This is a genomic window from Salinirubrum litoreum, assembly GCF_020567425.1.
GTDB lineage: Archaea > Halobacteriota > Halobacteria > Halobacteriales > Haloferacaceae > Salinirubrum > Salinirubrum litoreum.
Genome location: NZ_JAJCVJ010000002.1, coordinates 1310330 through 1327418, shown reverse-complemented (window position 1 = coordinate 1327418; position 17089 = coordinate 1310330). Strand labels below are relative to the sequence as shown.

23 protein-coding genes and 1 tRNA gene are annotated in these 17089 nt (G+C 68.0%); 12 read left to right on the top strand and 12 right to left on the bottom strand.

The window, feature by feature from the left end:
• Nucleotides 1-29: 29 nt before the first annotated feature.
• Nucleotides 30-103 (top strand) — tRNA-Lys (locus tag LI337_RS15210).
• A 481-nt stretch (nucleotides 104-584) separates the two neighbouring features.
• Nucleotides 585-1199 carry a VOC family protein gene (locus LI337_RS15205; RefSeq protein WP_227230737.1) on the top strand — a complete coding sequence of 205 codons (615 nt, stop codon included), beginning with the start codon at nucleotides 585-587 and terminating at the stop codon, nucleotides 1197-1199.
• Between the two features lie 54 nt (nucleotides 1200-1253).
• Here LI337_RS15205 and LI337_RS15200 read toward each other — a convergent pair whose 3' ends face one another.
• Entirely contained in the window at nucleotides 1254-2732 is a 1479-nt protein-coding gene (locus LI337_RS15200; protein ID WP_227230736.1) for a S8 family peptidase, read from the bottom strand.
• Between the two features lie 177 nt (nucleotides 2733-2909).
• Between LI337_RS15200 and LI337_RS15195 the strand changes: the two genes are divergently transcribed.
• Both LI337_RS15195 and LI337_RS15190 read left to right on the top strand, forming a co-directional pair.
• A complete protein-coding gene (locus LI337_RS15195; RefSeq protein ID WP_227230735.1) occupies nucleotides 2910-3158 on the top strand; it encodes a DUF7120 family protein in 249 nt (82 codons plus the stop codon).
• Nucleotides 3159-3311: 153 nt separating this feature from the next.
• On the top strand, nucleotides 3312-3731 hold the full coding sequence (locus tag LI337_RS15190; protein WP_227230734.1) for a CBS domain-containing protein: 420 nt from the start codon (nucleotides 3312-3314) through the stop codon (nucleotides 3729-3731).
• Between the two features lie 12 nt (nucleotides 3732-3743).
• Here the strand turns inward: LI337_RS15190 and LI337_RS15185 are convergent, their stop codons facing one another.
• The 5 genes from LI337_RS15185 to LI337_RS15165 all read right to left on the bottom strand — a co-directional run bounded on the left by LI337_RS15185 (nucleotide 3744) and on the right by LI337_RS15165 (nucleotide 6931).
• Nucleotides 3744-4064, bottom strand: a complete 321-nt coding sequence (locus LI337_RS15185) for an ASCH domain-containing protein (RefSeq protein ID WP_227230733.1) — start codon at nucleotides 4062-4064, stop codon at nucleotides 3744-3746.
• Nucleotides 4065-4773: 709 nt separating this feature from the next.
• The gene (gene nucS, locus LI337_RS15180; protein WP_227230732.1) at nucleotides 4774-5511 is read right to left on the bottom strand and encodes an endonuclease NucS; all 738 of its coding nucleotides are present in this window, start codon (nucleotides 5509-5511) and stop codon (nucleotides 4774-4776) included.
• 67 nt (nucleotides 5512-5578) lie between these two features.
• Entirely contained in the window at nucleotides 5579-6097 is a 519-nt protein-coding gene (locus tag LI337_RS15175) for a DUF7965 family protein (RefSeq protein WP_227230731.1), read from the bottom strand.
• The gene (locus tag LI337_RS15170) at nucleotides 6090-6554 is read right to left on the bottom strand and encodes a hypothetical protein (RefSeq protein ID WP_227230730.1); all 465 of its coding nucleotides are present in this window, start codon (nucleotides 6552-6554) and stop codon (nucleotides 6090-6092) included. The genes LI337_RS15175 and LI337_RS15170 overlap by 8 nt, the downstream gene beginning before the upstream one ends.
• 2 nt (nucleotides 6555-6556) lie before the next feature.
• Nucleotides 6557-6931 carry a hypothetical protein gene (locus tag LI337_RS15165; protein WP_227230729.1) on the bottom strand — a complete coding sequence of 125 codons (375 nt, stop codon included), beginning with the start codon at nucleotides 6929-6931 and terminating at the stop codon, nucleotides 6557-6559.
• A 118-nt stretch (nucleotides 6932-7049) separates the two neighbouring features.
• Between LI337_RS15165 and rpiA the strand changes: the two genes are divergently transcribed.
• Nucleotides 7050-7742 (top strand): ribose-5-phosphate isomerase RpiA, encoded by a 693-nt coding sequence (gene rpiA / locus LI337_RS15160; protein WP_227230728.1) that lies wholly within the window; start codon nucleotides 7050-7052, stop codon nucleotides 7740-7742.
• 58 nt (nucleotides 7743-7800) lie between these two features.
• On the opposite strand, the gene LI337_RS15155 is transcribed toward rpiA, so the two are convergent.
• Nucleotides 7801-7968 carry a DUF1931 family protein gene (locus LI337_RS15155; protein ID WP_227230727.1) on the bottom strand — a complete coding sequence of 56 codons (168 nt, stop codon included), beginning with the start codon at nucleotides 7966-7968 and terminating at the stop codon, nucleotides 7801-7803.
• Between the two features lie 183 nt (nucleotides 7969-8151).
• Between LI337_RS15155 and larB the strand changes: the two genes are divergently transcribed.
• From larB to LI337_RS15145, 3 genes are all read left to right on the top strand, one after another.
• The gene (gene larB, locus LI337_RS15150) at nucleotides 8152-8928 is read left to right on the top strand and encodes a nickel pincer cofactor biosynthesis protein LarB (RefSeq protein WP_227230726.1); all 777 of its coding nucleotides are present in this window, start codon (nucleotides 8152-8154) and stop codon (nucleotides 8926-8928) included.
• A gap of 155 nt (nucleotides 8929-9083) precedes the next feature.
• Nucleotides 9084-9236 (top strand): DUF7563 family protein, encoded by a 153-nt coding sequence (locus tag LI337_RS20310; RefSeq protein WP_425600777.1) that lies wholly within the window; start codon nucleotides 9084-9086, stop codon nucleotides 9234-9236.
• Nucleotides 9237-9369: 133 nt separating this feature from the next.
• Nucleotides 9370-9615: a GIY-YIG nuclease family protein gene (locus LI337_RS15145; protein WP_227230725.1), complete on the top strand. Its 246-nt coding sequence runs from the start codon at nucleotides 9370-9372 to the stop codon at nucleotides 9613-9615.
• Nucleotides 9616-10033: 418 nt separating this feature from the next.
• Here LI337_RS15145 and LI337_RS15140 read toward each other — a convergent pair whose 3' ends face one another.
• Together LI337_RS15140 and LI337_RS15135 are read right to left on the bottom strand one after the other, a co-directional pair.
• Complete coding sequence (locus LI337_RS15140) at nucleotides 10034-10327, bottom strand: HalOD1 output domain-containing protein (protein WP_227230724.1); 294 nt, start codon at nucleotides 10325-10327, stop codon at nucleotides 10034-10036.
• 183 nt (nucleotides 10328-10510) lie between these two features.
• Complete coding sequence (locus LI337_RS15135) at nucleotides 10511-10798, bottom strand: DUF8124 family protein (protein WP_227230723.1); 288 nt, start codon at nucleotides 10796-10798, stop codon at nucleotides 10511-10513.
• Nucleotides 10799-10898: 100 nt separating this feature from the next.
• Here LI337_RS15135 and LI337_RS15130 point away from each other — a divergent pair, with 100 nt between their 5' ends.
• Nucleotides 10899-11438: a VIT1/CCC1 transporter family protein gene (locus LI337_RS15130; RefSeq protein ID WP_227230722.1), complete on the top strand. Its 540-nt coding sequence runs from the start codon at nucleotides 10899-10901 to the stop codon at nucleotides 11436-11438.
• Between the two features lie 71 nt (nucleotides 11439-11509).
• Complete coding sequence (locus LI337_RS15125; RefSeq protein ID WP_227230721.1) at nucleotides 11510-12397, top strand: universal stress protein; 888 nt, start codon at nucleotides 11510-11512, stop codon at nucleotides 12395-12397.
• Nucleotides 12398-12465: 68 nt separating this feature from the next.
• On the opposite strand, the gene LI337_RS15120 is transcribed toward LI337_RS15125, so the two are convergent.
• From LI337_RS15120 to LI337_RS15110, 3 genes are all read right to left on the bottom strand, one after another.
• Nucleotides 12466-12906 (bottom strand): phosphate-starvation-inducible PsiE family protein, encoded by a 441-nt coding sequence (locus LI337_RS15120; protein ID WP_264475096.1) that lies wholly within the window; start codon nucleotides 12904-12906, stop codon nucleotides 12466-12468.
• Between the two features lie 87 nt (nucleotides 12907-12993).
• Nucleotides 12994-14292, bottom strand: coding sequence for a hemolysin family protein (locus tag LI337_RS15115; protein ID WP_227230719.1), 1299 nt, complete (start codon nucleotides 14290-14292; stop codon nucleotides 12994-12996).
• Nucleotides 14293-14362: 70 nt separating this feature from the next.
• Nucleotides 14363-15736 (bottom strand): phosphoglucomutase/phosphomannomutase family protein, encoded by a 1374-nt coding sequence (locus tag LI337_RS15110; RefSeq protein ID WP_227230718.1) that lies wholly within the window; start codon nucleotides 15734-15736, stop codon nucleotides 14363-14365.
• A gap of 225 nt (nucleotides 15737-15961) precedes the next feature.
• On the opposite strand from LI337_RS15110, the gene LI337_RS15105 reads away from it, so the two are divergent.
• Nucleotides 15962-16519: an NADPH-dependent FMN reductase gene (locus LI337_RS15105; protein WP_227230717.1), complete on the top strand. Its 558-nt coding sequence runs from the start codon at nucleotides 15962-15964 to the stop codon at nucleotides 16517-16519.
• 87 nt (nucleotides 16520-16606) lie between these two features.
• Nucleotides 16607-17032 (top strand): hypothetical protein, encoded by a 426-nt coding sequence (locus tag LI337_RS15100; protein WP_227230716.1) that lies wholly within the window; start codon nucleotides 16607-16609, stop codon nucleotides 17030-17032.
• Nucleotides 17033-17089 lie beyond the last annotated feature (57 nt).

The window sequence follows — 17089 nt, the reverse complement described above, 5'->3', positions numbered from 1 at the left end:
ATCAGCGCCCGGCCGGTAGCAGACGACGAGGGCCGGTAGCTCAGTTCGGCAGAGCGTCTGGCTTTTAACCAGACGGTCGGGGGTTCAAGTCCCTCCCGGCCCGTTTTCCTGCGAACGACGTGAGCAGTGAAAACGTCACGGAGGGCTTGAACCACGCGAGACGAGCGAAGCGAGTCTCGCCTTCGGGTTCAAATCCCTCCCTGCTCGTGTTCTTACGACCGAAGTGTCCGAAGGGACGATTCACTTCGACGTCCCATCCGACTTCGACAGACGACGAGTAACCACGACGATTTCAGTCTAGTTTCGCTGTCCAGAAAGGTTGGGGAAGAAAAGCCGGTTTACGACGGAGTTAGCTTAGCGACTCCTGTGAACTGGCTGAGAAAGATTCGAGGAGATCGAATTTTGCTTAGCGGCTCTCGTGAATCGGCTAAGAAAGAGTCCGGGACGCCGGACTTAGCTTCGCCGGACTCTGGTCGTCCCACCCAAACTTCGGCACGGACGAATTTGTCGGATCTCGTGCCGACGGAGCCGACTGGACTGTCTTCTCCCACAGCTATTTCGGTCGCCTCGTCGTCAGGTTTCACATGACAGACGAACCAGTCACTGCGGACCGACCGGACAGTCCGATCCGGACCACCGGCACCGACCACGTCACCATCTGGGGGAGCAACGCCGCAGACACCATCGACTTCTACCGCGACCTGCTGGGGATGCCACTCGTCCTCCGGCAACCGAACCTCGACGACCCGAGCCAGACCCACCTCTTCTTCGACACCGGCGACGGCCGCATCCTGACCGTCTTCGTCAGCGACGAGCGCCCGTCACAGCGCCAACAGCGCGTCGGCGTCGGCGGCGTCCACCACCTCTGTTTCAGCATCGAACCGGACGACTTCGAGGACGTGGCGCGCGCACTGGACGAGGACGGTCGCGGCTACAACGTCTTCGACCGGGGCATCTTCTACTCGCTGTACACGCGGGACAACAACGGCCTCGTGATCGAACTCTCGGCGGACAAGTACGACGTCCCGGACGACCGCCGGGGCGAGGTGCTGGCGACCGCCCAGCGCATCCGCGAGGACGACGGGGCCGAGTACGCCGAGGACGAACATCTCGCGCAGGCGCTGGAGGAACTCGGTCTCGACGCGACCCCGGCCGACCTGCCGGAGGCACCCAGCGGCGCGGCCGGCGTCGGCGAGTGACGGGCGGCGAGTGCGGAGAGGAGAGTCGGTCGGCGGCGACGGCCGCGAGACTCCTCACTTGCTCGCGCGGTCCAGCGCCGAGGGCGCGTGGATCACGCCGGCACCCAGGTCGGCGCTGCTCTTGCCTCTACTGAAACGGGCGGTGTTCTCGATGATCGACTGGACCCGCTTCGCGCTCAGATCGGGGTCCACCTCGCGGAGGAGCGCGACGAGGCCAGCCACCTGCGGGGCGGCCATCGAGGTACCGGCGTACCAGGCGTAGGCGGTCCCGTCGTTGAGGTCCGGCGGCACCGTCGAGTAGACGAGGTTGAGCGGGTAGGGCCAGTCGGTGTCGTCCGCGAGCGTCTTCTCCAGCGTCTCGTAGCCGCCGCCGGGCGCGCCCACGTCGATGTCGCTGGTGCCGTAGTTCGAGTAGAAGACGCGCTCGTTGTTCGGGCCCGTGGCCGAGACACTGATCGATCCGGGGACGCTGTTCGGGAGCGTGTAGTACCCCTCGTGCTGGAGGTCCGCGTCGGCGTTGCCGGCGCTGGTCGTGACGACCGTGCCGCGCCGGACGGCCGACTGGATGACGGTCTGGTAGGCGACGTGTTCACCGGTGTTGTGGGCCGACCCCTTCACCACGCCGCCGCCGAGGCTCATGTTCGCCGCGTCGACGCCGATGTCGGCCGCGTAGTCGATCGCCGCGAGGATGTCGTAGTCGGTCGTCCACAGCGTCGTGACCGTCACCGACTCCTCCTCGCCGTCGTCGTCCATGTCGTAGGGGTAGCCGGCGAGTTCCTTCCAGTAGAAGACGCGCAGGGGGACCACCTCGGCGTCGGGGGCCATCCCGGCGATGCCGAAGTCCTCGCCCGCCGAGGTGTCGTCGTGTTTCGCCGTGGCGATGCCGGCACAGTGGCTCCCGTGTGAGTCTACGTCGTCGCCGGCCGCCTGTTCGCGGATCGCCGGCGCGCCGAGGTAGACGTACGAAGCGATCTCCGGTCCGTCGGGGAGGCGCGCCGGCACCGTCACGTCGCCGTCGACTCTGGGCCCACCGTCGGGCGAGACGACACCGTCGGCACGGAACAGTTGCCCGCGTCCGATCGCGTTCCGGAGGTCCGGGTGTTCGGTGTCGATACCGGTGTCGATGATCGCCACGTCCCGACCGTCGCCGGTCGCGGTGTCGTGGGCCTCGAAGGCACCGGTCGTGTCGGCCTGTTTGTCCCACTGGATCGCCGCGAAGTCCTCGTCCAACGACTCCTCCGTGGACCGCTTGGCGGGGCCGACCGGGCGATAGCCTCGATTCGGATCGACGCTCCGCACACCGTTCACGTCGGCCGTGGTCGCCGAGTCGGCGGCGACGAGGAGGACACGACCACCGGCGATGCTGTCGAGGACCGTCGCGCCGGCGGCTTCGAGTCGTCGTTCGGCGTTGCCGCCACGGGTAGTGACGACGAACTGATCGCGGCCGTCGGCCGCACTGGCGACGCCCATCGCCGAGAGACTAGTTGCAGCAGCGAGTCCTTTCAGCAGCGATCTTCTGGCAAAATTTACCATGCGAGATTTTTCACACAGTACACTTTAAAGAGTTTATGGCCGCATACTCGCCAAGTATCGTCCGAGTCGGCGTGGTCTGGGAGCGGGGGACCTACCGTGGCCGACCGGTGGTGCCCGGCCCGCCGAGCGGCGTGCTGGAGGGAGAACGTTTTAATCGAGGGGGTCCCCAGCAGGGGTATGGCGAAACTCGAACTGGACCTCCCCGACCGTATCTCCAGCGAGATCGAACGGCTCGTCCGGCAGGAGGAGTTCCTGAACGAGGAGCAGGCGACCGAGGAACTGCTCTCGATGGGGCTGTCGGTGTACGACATCGACGACGACGAACCGACGACGACTACCGACGACGACCTGTTCACACAGGCCGTCTCGGACCAGCAGGACCCGGCCGCTCGCGACGCGCCCGGCGAAGACGAGTACGGCTTCTAAACTCGGTCACTCCGGGCACCGGCCGCCCGTTCGCTCGCGCGGAGCCATCGGCTCGTCGGTCGGTCCACCTCCCTCGACTGTCGGTCCAGCCCCGTGGAAATCAGGCCGGCGTTAGTTGACGACCCCCGGCGTATCTCTGTGTGGTGGACCACAGTGACACTCGAAGACCTCATGCGCCGGGACGTGGTCACGGCCACACCGGGTGCGACCGTCGAGACACTCGCACAGAAGATGCACGACGCGGACGTGGGTTCGGTGGTGATCGTGGACGACTCGTGGCCGGTCGGCCTCGTGACCGACCGGGACCTGACGGTCAGGGTCCTCGGTCGCGGTCTCGACCCGGCGGACATGACCGCCCACGACGTGATGACCGGAGAACCGATCACCGCGCCGGTCGAGGCCGGCCTTCTGGAACTGACGGCGATGATGCGCGACGAGGGCGTCCGCCGGATGCCGATCGTCGACGGCGACGAACTGGCCGGCATCGTCACGATGGACGATCTGTACCGCCTGCTCGTCGACGAACTCGACAACCTGAGCGAGGTGATCGCGAAGGAGTCGCCGCCGTACTGATCGGTCGCCGTCTCAGGTGCGCTCGAACCGGTAGGTGCACACCTCGGCGGTGTCGTCCCACTCGAAGTCGCCGGGGTGGACGCGCTTCATGCGTTCTTTGTAGGCGTCGAGCGACGGAGAGCCCTCGCGTCGGGCGTCCTCGTCGGTGAAGTCCCCGAGAGTACGGTCCTCGACCGAGACCACGGTGAACTGCTCGCCGTCGATCTCGAAGGTGTCGCCCGCCTCGGCGTAGCGGTTGCCCGCGCCGCGCGTGAGTTGGGTGACCTCGCCGTCTGCGACGGACTGCACGACGCGGTCGTTCGGGAGCAGGTCGGTCGGGTCGATTGCTGACATCGCTCGTGTGGTGGGTCGCGTCGGGCAAAAGTCGTGTGGGACGTGGGAGAGAGAGTCGTCGACTCCGACAGGGGTGCGACCTGCGACAATACAGCAAACTGCGACCGCACCAGCACCGCTACTCGATCCGGGACAACCGGAATATTCGACCGCACCCGCGACAGCACGGCCACCGCGACCGCACCGCACCTCGTCCTCCCCAGCCTCGTGGCGCTCTCCGCACTGCCCGCGCCACTCCCTCGCGCGCGTCGAGGTCGCGCGCGCCGGACTCTGTGTGAACGCACACGACTCCACCTGTCACCCGACCAGACGCCGACAGCCGGGAACCCGAGGGGACGCGATCTGCTGACGACCGGAACCGAGTCGTGTTCGAGCGACAGCGAGAACCGACTCGCAGTCCGGGCCGTCAGCAGTCGGGGAGGCGTGGGGGATACGAGCGAACCGGGGTCCGGACCAGCGATGTGAAATCGGGTGAGGACCAGTGACGACGTGCGCGTTCGCAAATTCGGGTGGGACTGAACGGGGCCGCGGTCCCGCGAGCAGAGCGGGACCGGAAGTCCCGCCAGCAGTCGGCGCGACGCGCCGACGACCCGCGAGCGCGACGTTGGAGAGCGAAGCCCTCCAGAACTCTCGACTGGTCCCCGACTCACTCGACAGAGATCACGTCAGAAGAACCACGGTTTCGAGCGCGAGCAACGACCACCCCGTCTCAGTCCATCTCGACGGCCACGAACTCGAAGCCGTCACGCGCCAGCAACTCCTCGGCACGCGGCGTCACCGAGGGAGCGACCAGCACACCACGCACCTCCCGAGCCTCGGCACCACCCTCCTCCAGTCCCTCCTCGCGCCGCACCGCCTCCACGTACCGCGACAACTGCCCGACTGCGTCGGGACCGACACGCCGGCGCTTCAACTCCACGACGACCGGCCGGCCCTCCGTATCGCGGCCGAAGATGTCCATCGCGCCCGCACTGGACCGGCGCTCGACCTCCACGACCTCGAAGCCCGCCTCGACGATTTCGGGATCGTCCACGATCCGATGCTGGAGGTCGGCTTCGGTCTGCCGGAGATCCAACTCGCGGTCGTCGTCCGCGTCCATCGCCGTCACCTGGTACACCGCCTCGAAGGCGACCGTCAGCGTCTCGTCGGGGTTCTCCCGGCGGCCGACGACGTGGAGGGTCCCGTCCCGAACTGCGGCGGTGTGGACGCTCCCGGGCGGTTGCCAGTTGACCGGCGTGCGCCCCTCGTCGGTGTGAACCAGCGCCGACCCGTCGGGCTTCAGGAGGACGAGGCGATCCCCGGCACCGAGGCTGCTCTCGGCTCTGCCCTCGTACTCGACGGTACACCGGCCGAGGATCGAACAGAGGTCGCCCGACTCGATCGCCTCGGTGACCGCGACGAGGGCGTCGCGGTGGGTCGGTCGGTGGAGCGTGGTGACGGGGGGCATCGCGTCTCACTCCGGGGCCGACGGGCAAAAGTCGCGCGGGAGACGGGCGTCCGGCGACCGACTTCGGTCACGCCGGCACCGCGCGGTCCACCGCCAGCAGCACGGCCCGGTCCACCACCGCACCGACGAGACCGATCACCGCACCGACGAGCACCGACAGCACCGATCCGATGCCGAACAGGACACCGCCGACCACGACGACGTCCCCGAGCGGCGAGAGTCCGCCACCGAGCAGAGCCGACACGACCGACTCGCCGGTGACCACGAGAAACAGCACGACGAAGAACGACCAGCCCGTGATCCCACCCCACTTCAGGCCCGGACGGATCAGCCCGCGAAGCGGTGTCTCGGCCAGCGACACCGCCCGGAACAGCCGGCGGTGTGTCCACGTCACGACACCCCACAGCGCGAGAAACAGCACGAAGCCGAGTTCGGTGCTGAGCGCAGCGAGGATGTCGCCGACCGACTCGCCGACCACCAGTCCCAGCACGCCGAGGACGACCAGCGCGACGGTGTGGAACGTCGCCAGAGCGACGACGAGCAGGCGGTCGGGGTCCCCGGTCGGTGGGGAGGCGTCCTCACCCATGCGCCAGCACCTCCGCCAGCGCGAGGAGGGTGACGAGCACGACAGTCGTCCCGGCGTAACTCCACTGCAGGACACCGAGCGAGTGCGGTGACAGCGACGTCGTCGACCCGCCGCCGGTCGCACTCCGAACCCGCACGACGACCAGCGTCCGCCACACCGAGGCAACGAGAAACGCCAGCAGGAGTCCGAGCTTCGTTAGGAGTGTCGTCGCCCACTCGCCCTCGGTGGGAATCGCGGGTGCCATCGCACCGAGGTTGCCGACGCCGGTCAGCGCGACCAGTCCGACCGCGAGCCAGAACAGCCACTCGTAGCTCTCGGCAAGCGAGAGCGCGGCGGTCTCGTCGCTGGTGTCGGCGACCCGGCGGAACTGGAGCCACGTCAGGCCGGCACCGCCGACTGCGACCGCGACCGCGAGGAGGTGGAGCCACCGGACGGCGACTGCGGGGACCAACGCCATCGTCAGGCCGGCCGCTCTTTCGGCCGGAGGTCCAGTTCCTGTGTCCACGCGCTGTCGTCCTGGTCGACGAGTCGACGGAACGCCTCGGCGACGTGAACACCGTCCGGACCGTAGCGCCGGGGGAGCGACCGCGCGAAGCCCTTCGTCGCGTGGGCCGCACTGCTCCAGTCCAGCAGGCGCTCAGACCCATCGGCCGAGAGTGTCGTCCCCGAAAGGCGGACCGTTCCACCCGACTCGCGGCCGCTGGGGGCCTCTGACTCGCCGAGGTCCGGCGACCGCGCGAACAGTGCCACCCGGTCACCCGCGTCGGCGAACTCCCGCACGAGGGCGGTCCCGAGTGTCGCACCGACTCTGGCGACGACGACGGTTCGTGCCATACGGCGGACTTCTCCCGTCGAACACAAAACCGCTTCCCGAATCCACTTTTTGTAGACCGATCGACACGTCGAGCGGGACGACACAGGCTTTTTGCGCCGAGCCCCGGAGAGACGAGGTATGAAGACCGCGGGCGGGAGCGACGACGCGAAACGCAGGGCCGGCGAGAGTGCGGCGGACCGGGTCCACGACGGCGCGGTCGTCGGTCTGGGGACGGGCAGCACGGCCGCCCACGCCATCCGGGCGCTCGGCCGGGCGGTCGACGCCGGGCTGGACGTACAGGGTGTGCCGACCTCCTTTCAGTCCCGACAACTGGCTCGCGAGGCGGGCGTCCCGCTGGTCGACCTGGACGACGCGGAGCGCATCGACGTCGCTATCGACGGGGCGGACCAGTTCGCCGGGGCCGATCTGGTGAAGGGCGGCGGCGCGGCCCACGCCCGCGAGAAGGTCGTTGACGCGGCCGCAGACCGCCTGCTGATCGTCGTCGACCCGAGCAAGCGCGCCGACGTGTTGTCACACCCGGTCCCGGTCGAAGTGTTGCCGGACGCCCGGACGACGGTGGCGCGGGCAGTGGCGGAGTACGGCGGGGACCCGACGCTCCGGACCGCCGAGCGCAAGGACGGGCCGGTCGTCACGGACAACGGGAACCTCGTGCTGGACTGTGACTTCGGCGCGATAACCGACCCCGCGACGCTGGCGCGACAGGTGAGCCAGACACCCGGCGTCGTCGAACACGGCCTGTTCGTCGGTCTCGTCGACGAGTTCCACCTCGGGAGCGACGCGGGCGTCGACGTGTGGGAGCCGACCGGGTGAGTGAGAGAGCAGTCGCTACGCGGTCGATAAATGGAAGAAGGGTAGAGATACCCGGAGTTTACAGGTCGCGCGGCTGGACCGTCTTTCGGTCGTTCGCTTCCGCGCGGCGGGCGGCGTCTTCGAGCAGTTCCTCGACTTCGGCGTCGAGCGCGTCGTAGAAGTCCGAAGCGACGTTCTTGTCTTCGAGCGCTTCCTTGACGGCTGCCTTGACAATAAGGTTCGCCATGCAATCAACTGGTTCCAACCCCTTATTAATAAGATTTCCTGAATCGTCCCGTCAGACGCTCTGCGGCCCGTCCACTGCAATTTGCCCTCCCCAGGTAGTCAGATCGAAGACAGAACCGTCGGTCGAGCGAGTCAGTCGTCGAAAACGACAGCTACGAGTAGCCTCGCCGCCGTTCTCCGTTCGATGCGAGAGTTGTTCGAGGCCGTCGCCGACGGCGAGGTCTCCCCGGCCGAGGCCGAAGCGCGACTGACAGGCTACGCCAGCACCGACGCGGGGCGGTTCGACGCGGGGCGGGAGTCGCGGTCCGGCGTCCCGGAGGCGGTCCTCGCGGACGGGAAGACGACCGCCGAGATCACCACGCTGGCCGAGGCCGCACTGACGACGACCGGCCGGGCGATCGTCACCCGGATCGGCCCGGAGCAGGCCGCGGCCGTGACCGCCGAGGGGGTCACAGACGACGGGAGCGTCACGGACGAGTACCACGACCGCGCGCGGGTGTTGACGCTCCACGCCGAGGGGTTCGAACGACCGGATCTCGACGCGACGGTCGCGGTCGTGACCGGCGGGACCGCCGACCGTGCGGTCGCGGGCGAGGCGACGGTCGTCCTCCGGGAGATGGGTGCGGACGTGACGCGCATCGACGACGTGGGTGTCGCACATCTCGGGCGCGTACTGGACGAACTCGACGCGATCCGGGCGGCGGACGTGGCGGTCGTCGCGGCCGGGCGGGAAGGAGCCCTCCCGACGGTCGTCGCCGGACTGGTGGACACTCCGGTCGTCGGGGTGCCGGTCGCGTCGGGGTACGGACACGCCGGCGACGGGGAGGCGGCACTGTCCGGCCTCCTGCAGTCGTGTACCGCGCTGTCGGTGGTGAACGTCGACGCCGGCTTCACGGCCGGGGTGCAGGCCGGGTTGATCGCCCGGACTGTCTCGGCGGCCCGGCGCGAGTCGACGGAGTGAATCGCCGGAGAGAGTGGCGTTCACGAGCGTTTCGAGTCGCCCCACTCGTGTCGGATTCGGCGCTCTCGCGTTGCGTGCGCACGCGCGCGGGGATGCCTATTTACGTCTGGGACTCGTACGCATGGCTACCGGCACGGTGGTTGCCGGAGCAAATCATGCCAAGTTGCGACCACTGCGGGTCGCACGTCTCAGAGCGCTTCGCTCGCGTGTTCTCGGACGAGCACGGGAGACTGAACGCCTGTCCCTCGTGCTCTGCCAACGCCGGCATCGCTGAGGTAGCCCGGCGTCGGACCCGCAACAATGCCTGAACACTGGGCCAGCAACGAACGGAAAACCACCACGCGAAGCCAGATCGCGTCAACACCGCGCACGGACGGTTCCGGCTGATCGCCAGACGGCTGATCGGCTGGCTTTTTGAGGACCCACGCCCGACAGCCGAGCGTGCACCACGTCTACGTCCTGGAGTGTGCGGACGGGAGTCTCTACACCGGCTACACGACCGACGTGGAGCGCCGCGTCGCGGAACACGACGCCGGCGAGGGCGCGAAGTACACGCGCGGGCGGACGCCGGTCGAGTTGGTGTACTCGGAGTCGTTCGACTCCCGGTCGGCGGCGATGTCCCGCGAGTACGAGATCAAGCAGTTGTCTCGGGTGAAGAAGGAGCGACTCGTCGGGTTGGATGGGTGAGGTGACTCGGGTGGTCTACTGGTCTTCTCGAACGTGTCAGTGACGGTCGCATACCGCGACTGCTACTGCTTGGGAGACCGCTACTGCAACCGCACCGCGAACAGCGACAGCACCGCGACTCGTCGTAGCGCACGGAACCGCCACCACACCGCGACAGCGCCGCACCTCGGTCAGAGCGAGACCCCCCGGTCTCGCCAGCCTCGGTCACAGGTACACGAGAGCGCCGACCTCCCGCGCGTTCCTCGCACAGGCCGGACTCTGAGTCGAATCGCACGCGACTCGACGTGTACGCGCGATTTCGAGTATTCGGCTCTGTCGAGCCTCTCTGGCCTCGAAGTTTTGGACGCGAGAGACAGCGGCTGAAGCCAGCAGGAGTGGAAGCAGCGATTCGAGTCAGCCGCTCTCGGACCCGCCGACTCTAGGCGAAACGCTGCGGGTTCGGTCCACTCGTGTCCTCGGCATCAGTGTGTTTCTGAGCGAGTTGAACTCCGCCGTCTCCATCGACCGTGACGATGTGGTCGTGGTACGAGAACGTGAGTTCCCAGACACCCTCGCTCTCGGCCAGTGCCGCTAACGCATCAGTGTCGATGGCGTTTTCGAGCGGAGGTAACGTCAGCGGGTCAGTATCCGATGCTTCTCCGACCGCGTGGAGGATTCGCACCAGCAGGTCGTCGACTCGGTCTGTCTCGCACGGCGTGCCAGTGATCGCCATGTGGCCAAATGACGACCACTTCTTCATTAATGGGTACCAGTGATTTCAGACTCTGAATACGGCCGGACTGACACCGTGCTCAGACTCGACTACCGGCACCTCGTCTCTCAGGAGTTCGAGAGTCGATCTGCGCGCTGTATTCGGCAGTCGAACAGCGTTCACGCCGGAAACCGGCCCACCCCCTCACTCCTCGTCCAACTCGAACTGGGGCACAGCCAACTCGGTGTCCACGACCTCGCCATCAGGTTCCAGCGTCACGCTGCCCAGCACGACACGCTCGCCAGCCCCGACGTGCGCCGCGATCTCCGAGAGCACGGCCTCCCGATCCAGTCGCTCCCACGTCACCTCGGCGACGAGACGCTGGAACGCCTCCGGATCGGACCACCCCGAGTCGATCTGTCTGGGCACGTGGACGAAGAAGGCCAGTTCCTCCGCCTGCACGTCGATGCCGACGACGAACCGATCAGCCATGCACGAAGCTCCGCACGCGACCGACAAAACCCCTCCTCACCGCGCTCGACGACACCACCCCTGCCGAAGCTTCTTGCCCGACCGCGTGGCACCGACTCGCATGCTCGACAGACTGCTCGGCGACGAGGTGACCGACCCGGGGAGCTACATCGCGGAGGTCGTCTACGGCGCGAACGACGGTATCGTGACCACCTTCGCGGTCGTGGCCGGGGTCGCCGGAGCCGCGCTCGATCCCCGGATCGTGCTGATCCTCGGGACCGCGAACCTGCTGGCCGACGGCTTCTCGATGGGGATGAGCAACTTCCTCTCGCGGCGCTCCGAGATCGACTACCACGCCTCGCAGGGCGCGGACGACGCGACCCCGAGGGACGGTCGCACGCCCGCCAGAACCGCGTTCGTCACCTTCGCCGCGTTCGTGATGGCCGGGTGGACGCCGCTGCTGCCGTACGTCTTCCGACTCACCCCCGACTTCCAGTGGTCCGTGGCGTTCACCGGCGTCGCCTTCTTCGCCGTCGGCGCGAGTCGGACCGTCGTCACCGACCGGGGGCCGCTCCGGAGCGGCGCGGAGATGTTCGCGGTCGGGATGGTCGCCGCCGGGGTCGCCTTCCTCGTCGGGGACCTCCTGCGCGGGGTCGCCTGATTCGGGGGGTCTCCGCGCCTGCGACCCGGTACGCCCCCACTGCTATGTCGCCGCGTGCCGTACTCGCTCGTATGATCCAGCGCATCCTCCTCGGCGTCGACGGGAGCGAGGGAAGCGAGGGCGCGGTTCGCCACGCACTCGCGCTCGCCGACGCGACCGACGCCACCCTGCACGTCCTCGCGGTCGTCGAGACGCTGGACCGCGCCGGCGAGGCCGTGAGTGGCGACCCCGACACGCCCGAACAGGACGCGCCCGACCCGGACTGGCCCGAGAAGACCCTCGCGGACGTGACGGCACGCGCCGCCGACCGCGGCGTTCCGGTCGAGACGACCGTCGAGCGCGGGGTCCCCTACCGCCGGATCGTCGACCACGCTCGCACCGCCGACCTCGTCGTCGTGGGCAGACACGGGACCGGTGGCCTGCGCGAGTTCCTGCTGGGGTCGACCGCAGAGCGCGTCGTCCGGCGGTCGCCGGTCCCGGTGCTCACTCCCGAGACCGACACGCTCGCCCGCCCGCGCTACGACACACTCCTGCTCTGTCTCGACGGGAGCGACGGCGCACGCGCCGCGATCCCGCCGGTCACCGATCTCGCGCAGGCCTGCGACGCGACGGTGCACGTGCTCTCCGTCGTGGACACCACGCCCTTCGACCCCGACGTGGTGGTCGACCTGCTCGGCGGCTTCGAGACGCTCGCCGAGGGCGTCGTCGAGCGTGTCGCAGACGACCTCGCCTCGGCCGGCGTCGAGACGGTCACGGCGGTCGAGCGCGGGGTCGCGTCGGCGACCATCCGGACCTACGCCTCCCGCGTCGGTGCCGACCTCGTGGCGATGGGCGTGACGGGCGCGACCGGACTCGAAGCCTCACTGCTGGGGAGTACGACGGCGAAGGTACTCCGCGCCGGCGAGCGCCCGATGCTCACCGCGCCTCGACCCTCGGACTCGCCGGCACCGTCCGTGTGACTCTCGGCGACGACGCCCGCGACAAGATCGGTCGGTGAAGGAGTCTGTCGCCAGCAGGTCGGTCGCTGTCAGTCCGACTCCTCCGACTTCGACTCCTTCGGGAGCGGATCGTCCACGGGCATCTCCGGCGGTTCGACCTGCCGGATGACGTAGAAGGCGAGCAGGAGGACGCCGAGCAGGACCCCGAAGGCGACCGCCGCCACCAGCGCCTCCTCGGTCGAGGAGAACTCGTCCAGTCGGAAGCTGATCACCTTCCGCGCGATGGCGATGAACGCGGCGTTGACGACGATCCGGAGCACGTCCTCGTTTCGGGTGAAGGCGATGACCGTCTGGTACACCTCCACGATGATCAGCAGCAGCAGGACGGTGTCGATCAGTTCGATGACGGCGATGGGGTCGGTGAACTGCCCGGAGACGACCAGTTCGTACAGCGACAACCCGAGGTCGAACACCCCGATGGCGAACAGCGCGACGAGAAAGTAGGCGGCCCCGAGTTCCAACCACTTCATCGCCGACTCCGACGGGAGTGCCGCGTCTTCGACGTTCACGAACGGTGACACGGCCCCCAGTCGCAAAACGTTGGTGTCGGTCGCAGGTCAGGAAGGCACGTCCGAATCGTCCGATTCGGTGTCACGGGGTGGCCCGTTCGCCAGCCTGTGTACTCGCACCCGTCGAATCCGTGTTCCATCGACCGACTCGACGGTGAACGTCACGCCGTCGATCTCGATCCGGTCGCCCACGTCGCCCAGTCGCCCGAGTTCGGCGTTGACCAACCCGGCGACCGTCTCGAAGTCGCCGGCGGTCGGCACGTCGGTCCCCAGCGCGTCGTTCACCTCGTCCACCGTCGCCTCGCCTTTCACCAACAGGCCGTCGGCGGTCGGCCGGATCAGTCGTTCCTCCCCGACCTCGAAGATCTCGCCGACGATCTCCTCTAAGATGTCCTCGACGGTCAGGACGCCCTCCATCTCGCCGAACTCGTCGCGGACGATGGCCATCGAGACGCGCTCGGCCTGCATCTCCGACAGCAGATCGTCGATCTCGATGGTGTCCGGCACCTGGAGTGGCTCGGTCACGATCTCTCGGAGCGACAGGCCCTGTCGGATCGCGCGTTCCACGTCCCGGATGTCGGCGATGCCGACGATCTGGTCGAGCGTGCCGTCGTACACCGGGAGTCGCGTCACCCGGCGCTCGGCGCAGGTGTCCAGCACCGACTCGAGCGACGAGGTGGCGTCCACCGCGACGACGTTGACGCGCGGGACCATGATCTCCTTCGCGCGAGTGTGCGAGAGGTCGAACACCCCCTGCACCATCTCGCGTTCCGACTCGTCGATGTCGCCGACGCGCTCGCCGGTCTCCAGCAGATCCTCGATCTGATCACGGGTGACGTACGGCTTCTCGATCTCCTGCCCGCCGCCGGTCAGCCGGTTGATCCCGCGTGAGATGACGTCGAAGACGACGACCACTGGGTAGAGAACCTGCTGGACGCGGGCGATGGTCCCCGCGACCGACAGCGACAGCGACTCGCTGTTGGCGACGCCGTACGACTTCGGCGTGATCTCGCCGACGATCAGGACGAGGAAACTCATCCCGAGCGTCGAGGCGGCGACCCCCGGGCCCGGACCGAGGAGTCGCGTCAGGACCAGCGTGGCGATAGAGGCCATCGCGATGTTGACGACGTTGTTGCCGACGAGGATCGTCACCAGCAGTCGGTGTGGGTTCTCCCGGAGGCGGCCGAGCGTCCCCGCTCTCGGGTCCTCGGAGGAGACCAGTGCGGTCAGTCGGTGGCGTTCCAGCGAGAAGATGGCGATCTCGCTGGCGGAGAAGAACGCCGAGAGACCGAGCAGGACGACGATGGCGAGCAGGCCCACCAGTGTCGTCGCGTCGAACGGTTGCATACCGGCACGTCAGGCGGCGAGGCAAAGAGGGTTCGCCTGTCCGCCGGTGGTTCGGCGGACCGCCCCCGGCTTACAGGAGCGGTCGAACCAGTTCAGTCCCGGCGTCGAGCAGTTCCTCGACGCGTTCGGGACTGCCCGCCTCGGCGTAGACGCGCAGTTTCGGTTCGGTCCCCGAGGGCCGCATCAGGAGCCACGAGCCGTCCTCCAAGAGGACTTTGAACCCGTCCATCGTGACGACCTTCTCGACGTTCTGTCCGGCGACCGAGTCGGGGAGTTCGTCCTCCAGATCAGAGAGGACCCGCTCCTTCTCGCTGTCCGGGCAGTCGAGACTCGTCTTGCCGGGGTGGATCTCGCCGTACTCCGCGAGCAGTCGGTCCACCCGGTCGTCCAGCGACTCGGCGGCGGCCATCGCCCCCGCGAGCAGCGCCATCAGCACGCCGTCCTTCTCGCGGATGTGGCCCCGGACCGAGAAGCCGCCGGACTCCTCGCCGCCGACCAGCGCGTCGTGTTCGCCCATCGCCTGTGCGACCCACTTGAAGCCGACCGGCGTCTCCACGACCTCCTCGCCGTGGGCCTCCGCGATGCGGTCGATGAGGAACGTCGTCGGCACGCTCCTGACGGCGGGGCCGCTGTCGGATTCGAGCATGTAGTCGTACAGCACGGCGAAGAAGAGGTTCTCGTCGAGGTAGCCGCGCTCGGGCGTCACGACCGCGATTCGGTCGGCGTCCCCGTCGTTCGCCACGCCGAAGTCCGCGTCGTGCTCGCGGACCGCTTCCACGAGCCCTTCCAGATGTTCGGGGCTCGGTTCCGGCGACCCGCCGCCGAAGGTCGGGTCCTGCTCACAGCGTCGCCGGATCACCTCGGCCCCGGCCGATTCGAGCAGGGCGTCCGTCACGCCGCGACCGCTCCCGTGGATCGCGTCGTAGACGACCGTCAGCCCCGACAGGTCGGCGTCGGCCAGTTCGTGGGCGTGTGCGGCGTGGGGACCGATCACGTCCACCTCCTCGATGGTCCCGTGTTCGTCCTCGGGCAACAGGTCCGGTTCGCGGAGGTTCGCCTCGATGCGTTCCGTGACCTCGGGCAGGGCGGGCGCGCCGTCGTCGGGGATGAACTTCACGCCGTTGTACTCCGGCGGGTTGTGCGACGCGGTGACCATCAGCGCGCCGGCACAGTCGCGGTCCACGATGCCGTAGGCGACCGTCGGCGTCGGGCAGTCGCGCTCGGGGACGAGCACGTCGAAGCCGTTGCCAGCGAGAATCTCGGCCAGCGAGTCGGCGAAGCCGGGCGAGGTCTCGCGGGCGTCGTAGCCGACGAGCACCGGTTCGTCGTGGCCGGTCTCCCGGAGCGTGTCGGCGACCGCCTGGCCGACGATCCGCACGCGGTCGTCGGTGAACTGGTCGAGTGTCGCACGCCAGCCGTCCGTGCCGAAGGTGATCGCATCCATACTCGGTCCCTCTCCGGGCACCACCAAAAACCTCTGTGTGGCCGCCAGTCTCTCGGGCACGACCACGCCGTCCCGCGACGACTCGGTCGCCGTCGTCGAGACGATCCGACCGGTGCCGGACCACACTGCGTCACCCCGCGTCGGTCCACACCGCGTCGAACCGGTCGCCCAGGTTACACGCCCAGACACGCTGAACTTTTACTCGTTCGGCCCCTTCGCCCGGTAATGACACGTGTCGTCGCAGTCTGTGGCAGTCGCCGGGACGGGAGTTACACCCGGACCGCGCTGACCTACGCGCTGGACGCCGCCGAAGCCGCCGGCGCGGAGACCGACCTGCTGGACCTCGGTGCGGTCGACCTCCCGCTGTACCACCCCGATCTGGACGAACAGGGCGACTCCGAGGCCCTGAAACGGCGCGTCCGCGAGGCTGACGCGGTGCTCGTCGGCTCGCCGGTGTACCACGGGTCGTACTCCTCGACGTTCCGCAACTTCCACGACTACTGCTCGTTCGACGAGTACGAGGACACCGTCGTCGGCCTGCTGGCGACCGCCGGCGGTGGCTCCTTCGGGAGCACACTCGACCACCTGCGCATCACCATCCGGGGCGTCCACGGGACGGTCGTCCCCCACCAGGTCGGCATCCGGAAGGCCTACGACAAGATCGAGGACGGCGCGTTCGTCGATCAGGACCTGCAGGAGCGAACCGAGAAGTTGGGTCGTGAGGTCGTCAGCTACGCGGATCGGCTCGGCTCGCAGTGTCCCCCGGCGATCGCCGACGACTGACACCCCGACGCCGTCGGTCGTCGGGCGGGTCGATGGACGGCCGACGAATCACGGAGCGTCTTGTCGCGTCGGCCCGTCGTCTGTGGTGTGCCCTCCGTCGCCGTCTTCTTCGATCTCTCGGTCGTCGCACTGATCGCGGTCATCACCGGCGCGGTCGCGGTCTGGATACACCGGGACGCGACCGCCCGACAGATGGACAGCCCAGCGGTGTGGGCGTTGGCCGTCGGCACCCTCTTTCTGTTCGGCCTCGGCATCGGCGGCGTCTTCGGGCTGGCCGCGTATCTCACGCTCCGCGAGGACCTGCCGGACGACGACGACGATTCGGACGACGACGATTCGGACGCGGACAGCGACTCGGACACCGATGGCGACTCGGACGACGACGATTCGGATGCGGACGGCGACTCGAACGACACAGACGACGATCCGGACGATCCCGACGACGACCCGGATGCCGACACCGACGACGATGCCGACGCGGACGCTGACGACGATGCAGATGCCGACAGCTGAGGGGATCGCGGAGCTGTCGCTTCACAGTCTGGCGGAAACAGACGAATCGACAGCGGT

Coding starts and splice junctions, on each gene's coding strand:
- LI337_RS15130 (WP_227230722.1), top strand. CDS start 10,899: ATGCTCGACAGACTGCTCGGCGACGAGGTGACCGACCCGGGGAGCTAC.
- LI337_RS15155 (WP_227230727.1), bottom strand. CDS start 7,968: ATGGCGAACCTTATTGTCAAGGCAGCCGTCAAGGAAGCGCTCGAAGAC.
- LI337_RS15110 (WP_227230718.1), bottom strand. CDS start 15,736: ATGGATGCGATCACCTTCGGCACGGACGGCTGGCGTGCGACACTCGAC.
- LI337_RS15170 (WP_227230730.1), bottom strand. CDS start 6,554: ATGGCGTTGGTCCCCGCAGTCGCCGTCCGGTGGCTCCACCTCCTCGCG.
- LI337_RS15115 (WP_227230719.1), bottom strand. CDS start 14,292: ATGCAACCGTTCGACGCGACGACACTGGTGGGCCTGCTCGCCATCGTC.
- LI337_RS15205 (WP_227230737.1), top strand. CDS start 585: ATGACAGACGAACCAGTCACTGCGGACCGACCGGACAGTCCGATCCGG.
- LI337_RS15165 (WP_227230729.1), bottom strand. CDS start 6,931: ATGGCACGAACCGTCGTCGTCGCCAGAGTCGGTGCGACACTCGGGACC.
- LI337_RS15195 (WP_227230735.1), top strand. CDS start 2,910: ATGGCGAAACTCGAACTGGACCTCCCCGACCGTATCTCCAGCGAGATC.
- LI337_RS15185 (WP_227230733.1), bottom strand. CDS start 4,064: ATGTCAGCAATCGACCCGACCGACCTGCTCCCGAACGACCGCGTCGTG.
- larB (WP_227230726.1), top strand. CDS start 8,152: ATGCGAGAGTTGTTCGAGGCCGTCGCCGACGGCGAGGTCTCCCCGGCC.
- LI337_RS20310 (WP_425600777.1), top strand. CDS start 9,084: ATGCCAAGTTGCGACCACTGCGGGTCGCACGTCTCAGAGCGCTTCGCT.
- LI337_RS15125 (WP_227230721.1), top strand. CDS start 11,510: ATGATCCAGCGCATCCTCCTCGGCGTCGACGGGAGCGAGGGAAGCGAG.
- nucS (WP_227230732.1), bottom strand. CDS start 5,511: ATGCCCCCCGTCACCACGCTCCACCGACCGACCCACCGCGACGCCCTC.
- LI337_RS15120 (WP_264475096.1), bottom strand. CDS start 12,906: ATGAAGTGGTTGGAACTCGGGGCCGCCTACTTTCTCGTCGCGCTGTTC.
- LI337_RS15200 (WP_227230736.1), bottom strand. CDS start 2,732: ATGGTAAATTTTGCCAGAAGATCGCTGCTGAAAGGACTCGCTGCTGCA.
- LI337_RS15175 (WP_227230731.1), bottom strand. CDS start 6,097: ATGGGTGAGGACGCCTCCCCACCGACCGGGGACCCCGACCGCCTGCTC.
- LI337_RS15140 (WP_227230724.1), bottom strand. CDS start 10,327: ATGGCGATCACTGGCACGCCGTGCGAGACAGACCGAGTCGACGACCTG.
- LI337_RS15135 (WP_227230723.1), bottom strand. CDS start 10,798: ATGGCTGATCGGTTCGTCGTCGGCATCGACGTGCAGGCGGAGGAACTG.
- LI337_RS15105 (WP_227230717.1), top strand. CDS start 15,962: ATGACACGTGTCGTCGCAGTCTGTGGCAGTCGCCGGGACGGGAGTTAC.
- rpiA (WP_227230728.1), top strand. CDS start 7,050: ATGAAGACCGCGGGCGGGAGCGACGACGCGAAACGCAGGGCCGGCGAG.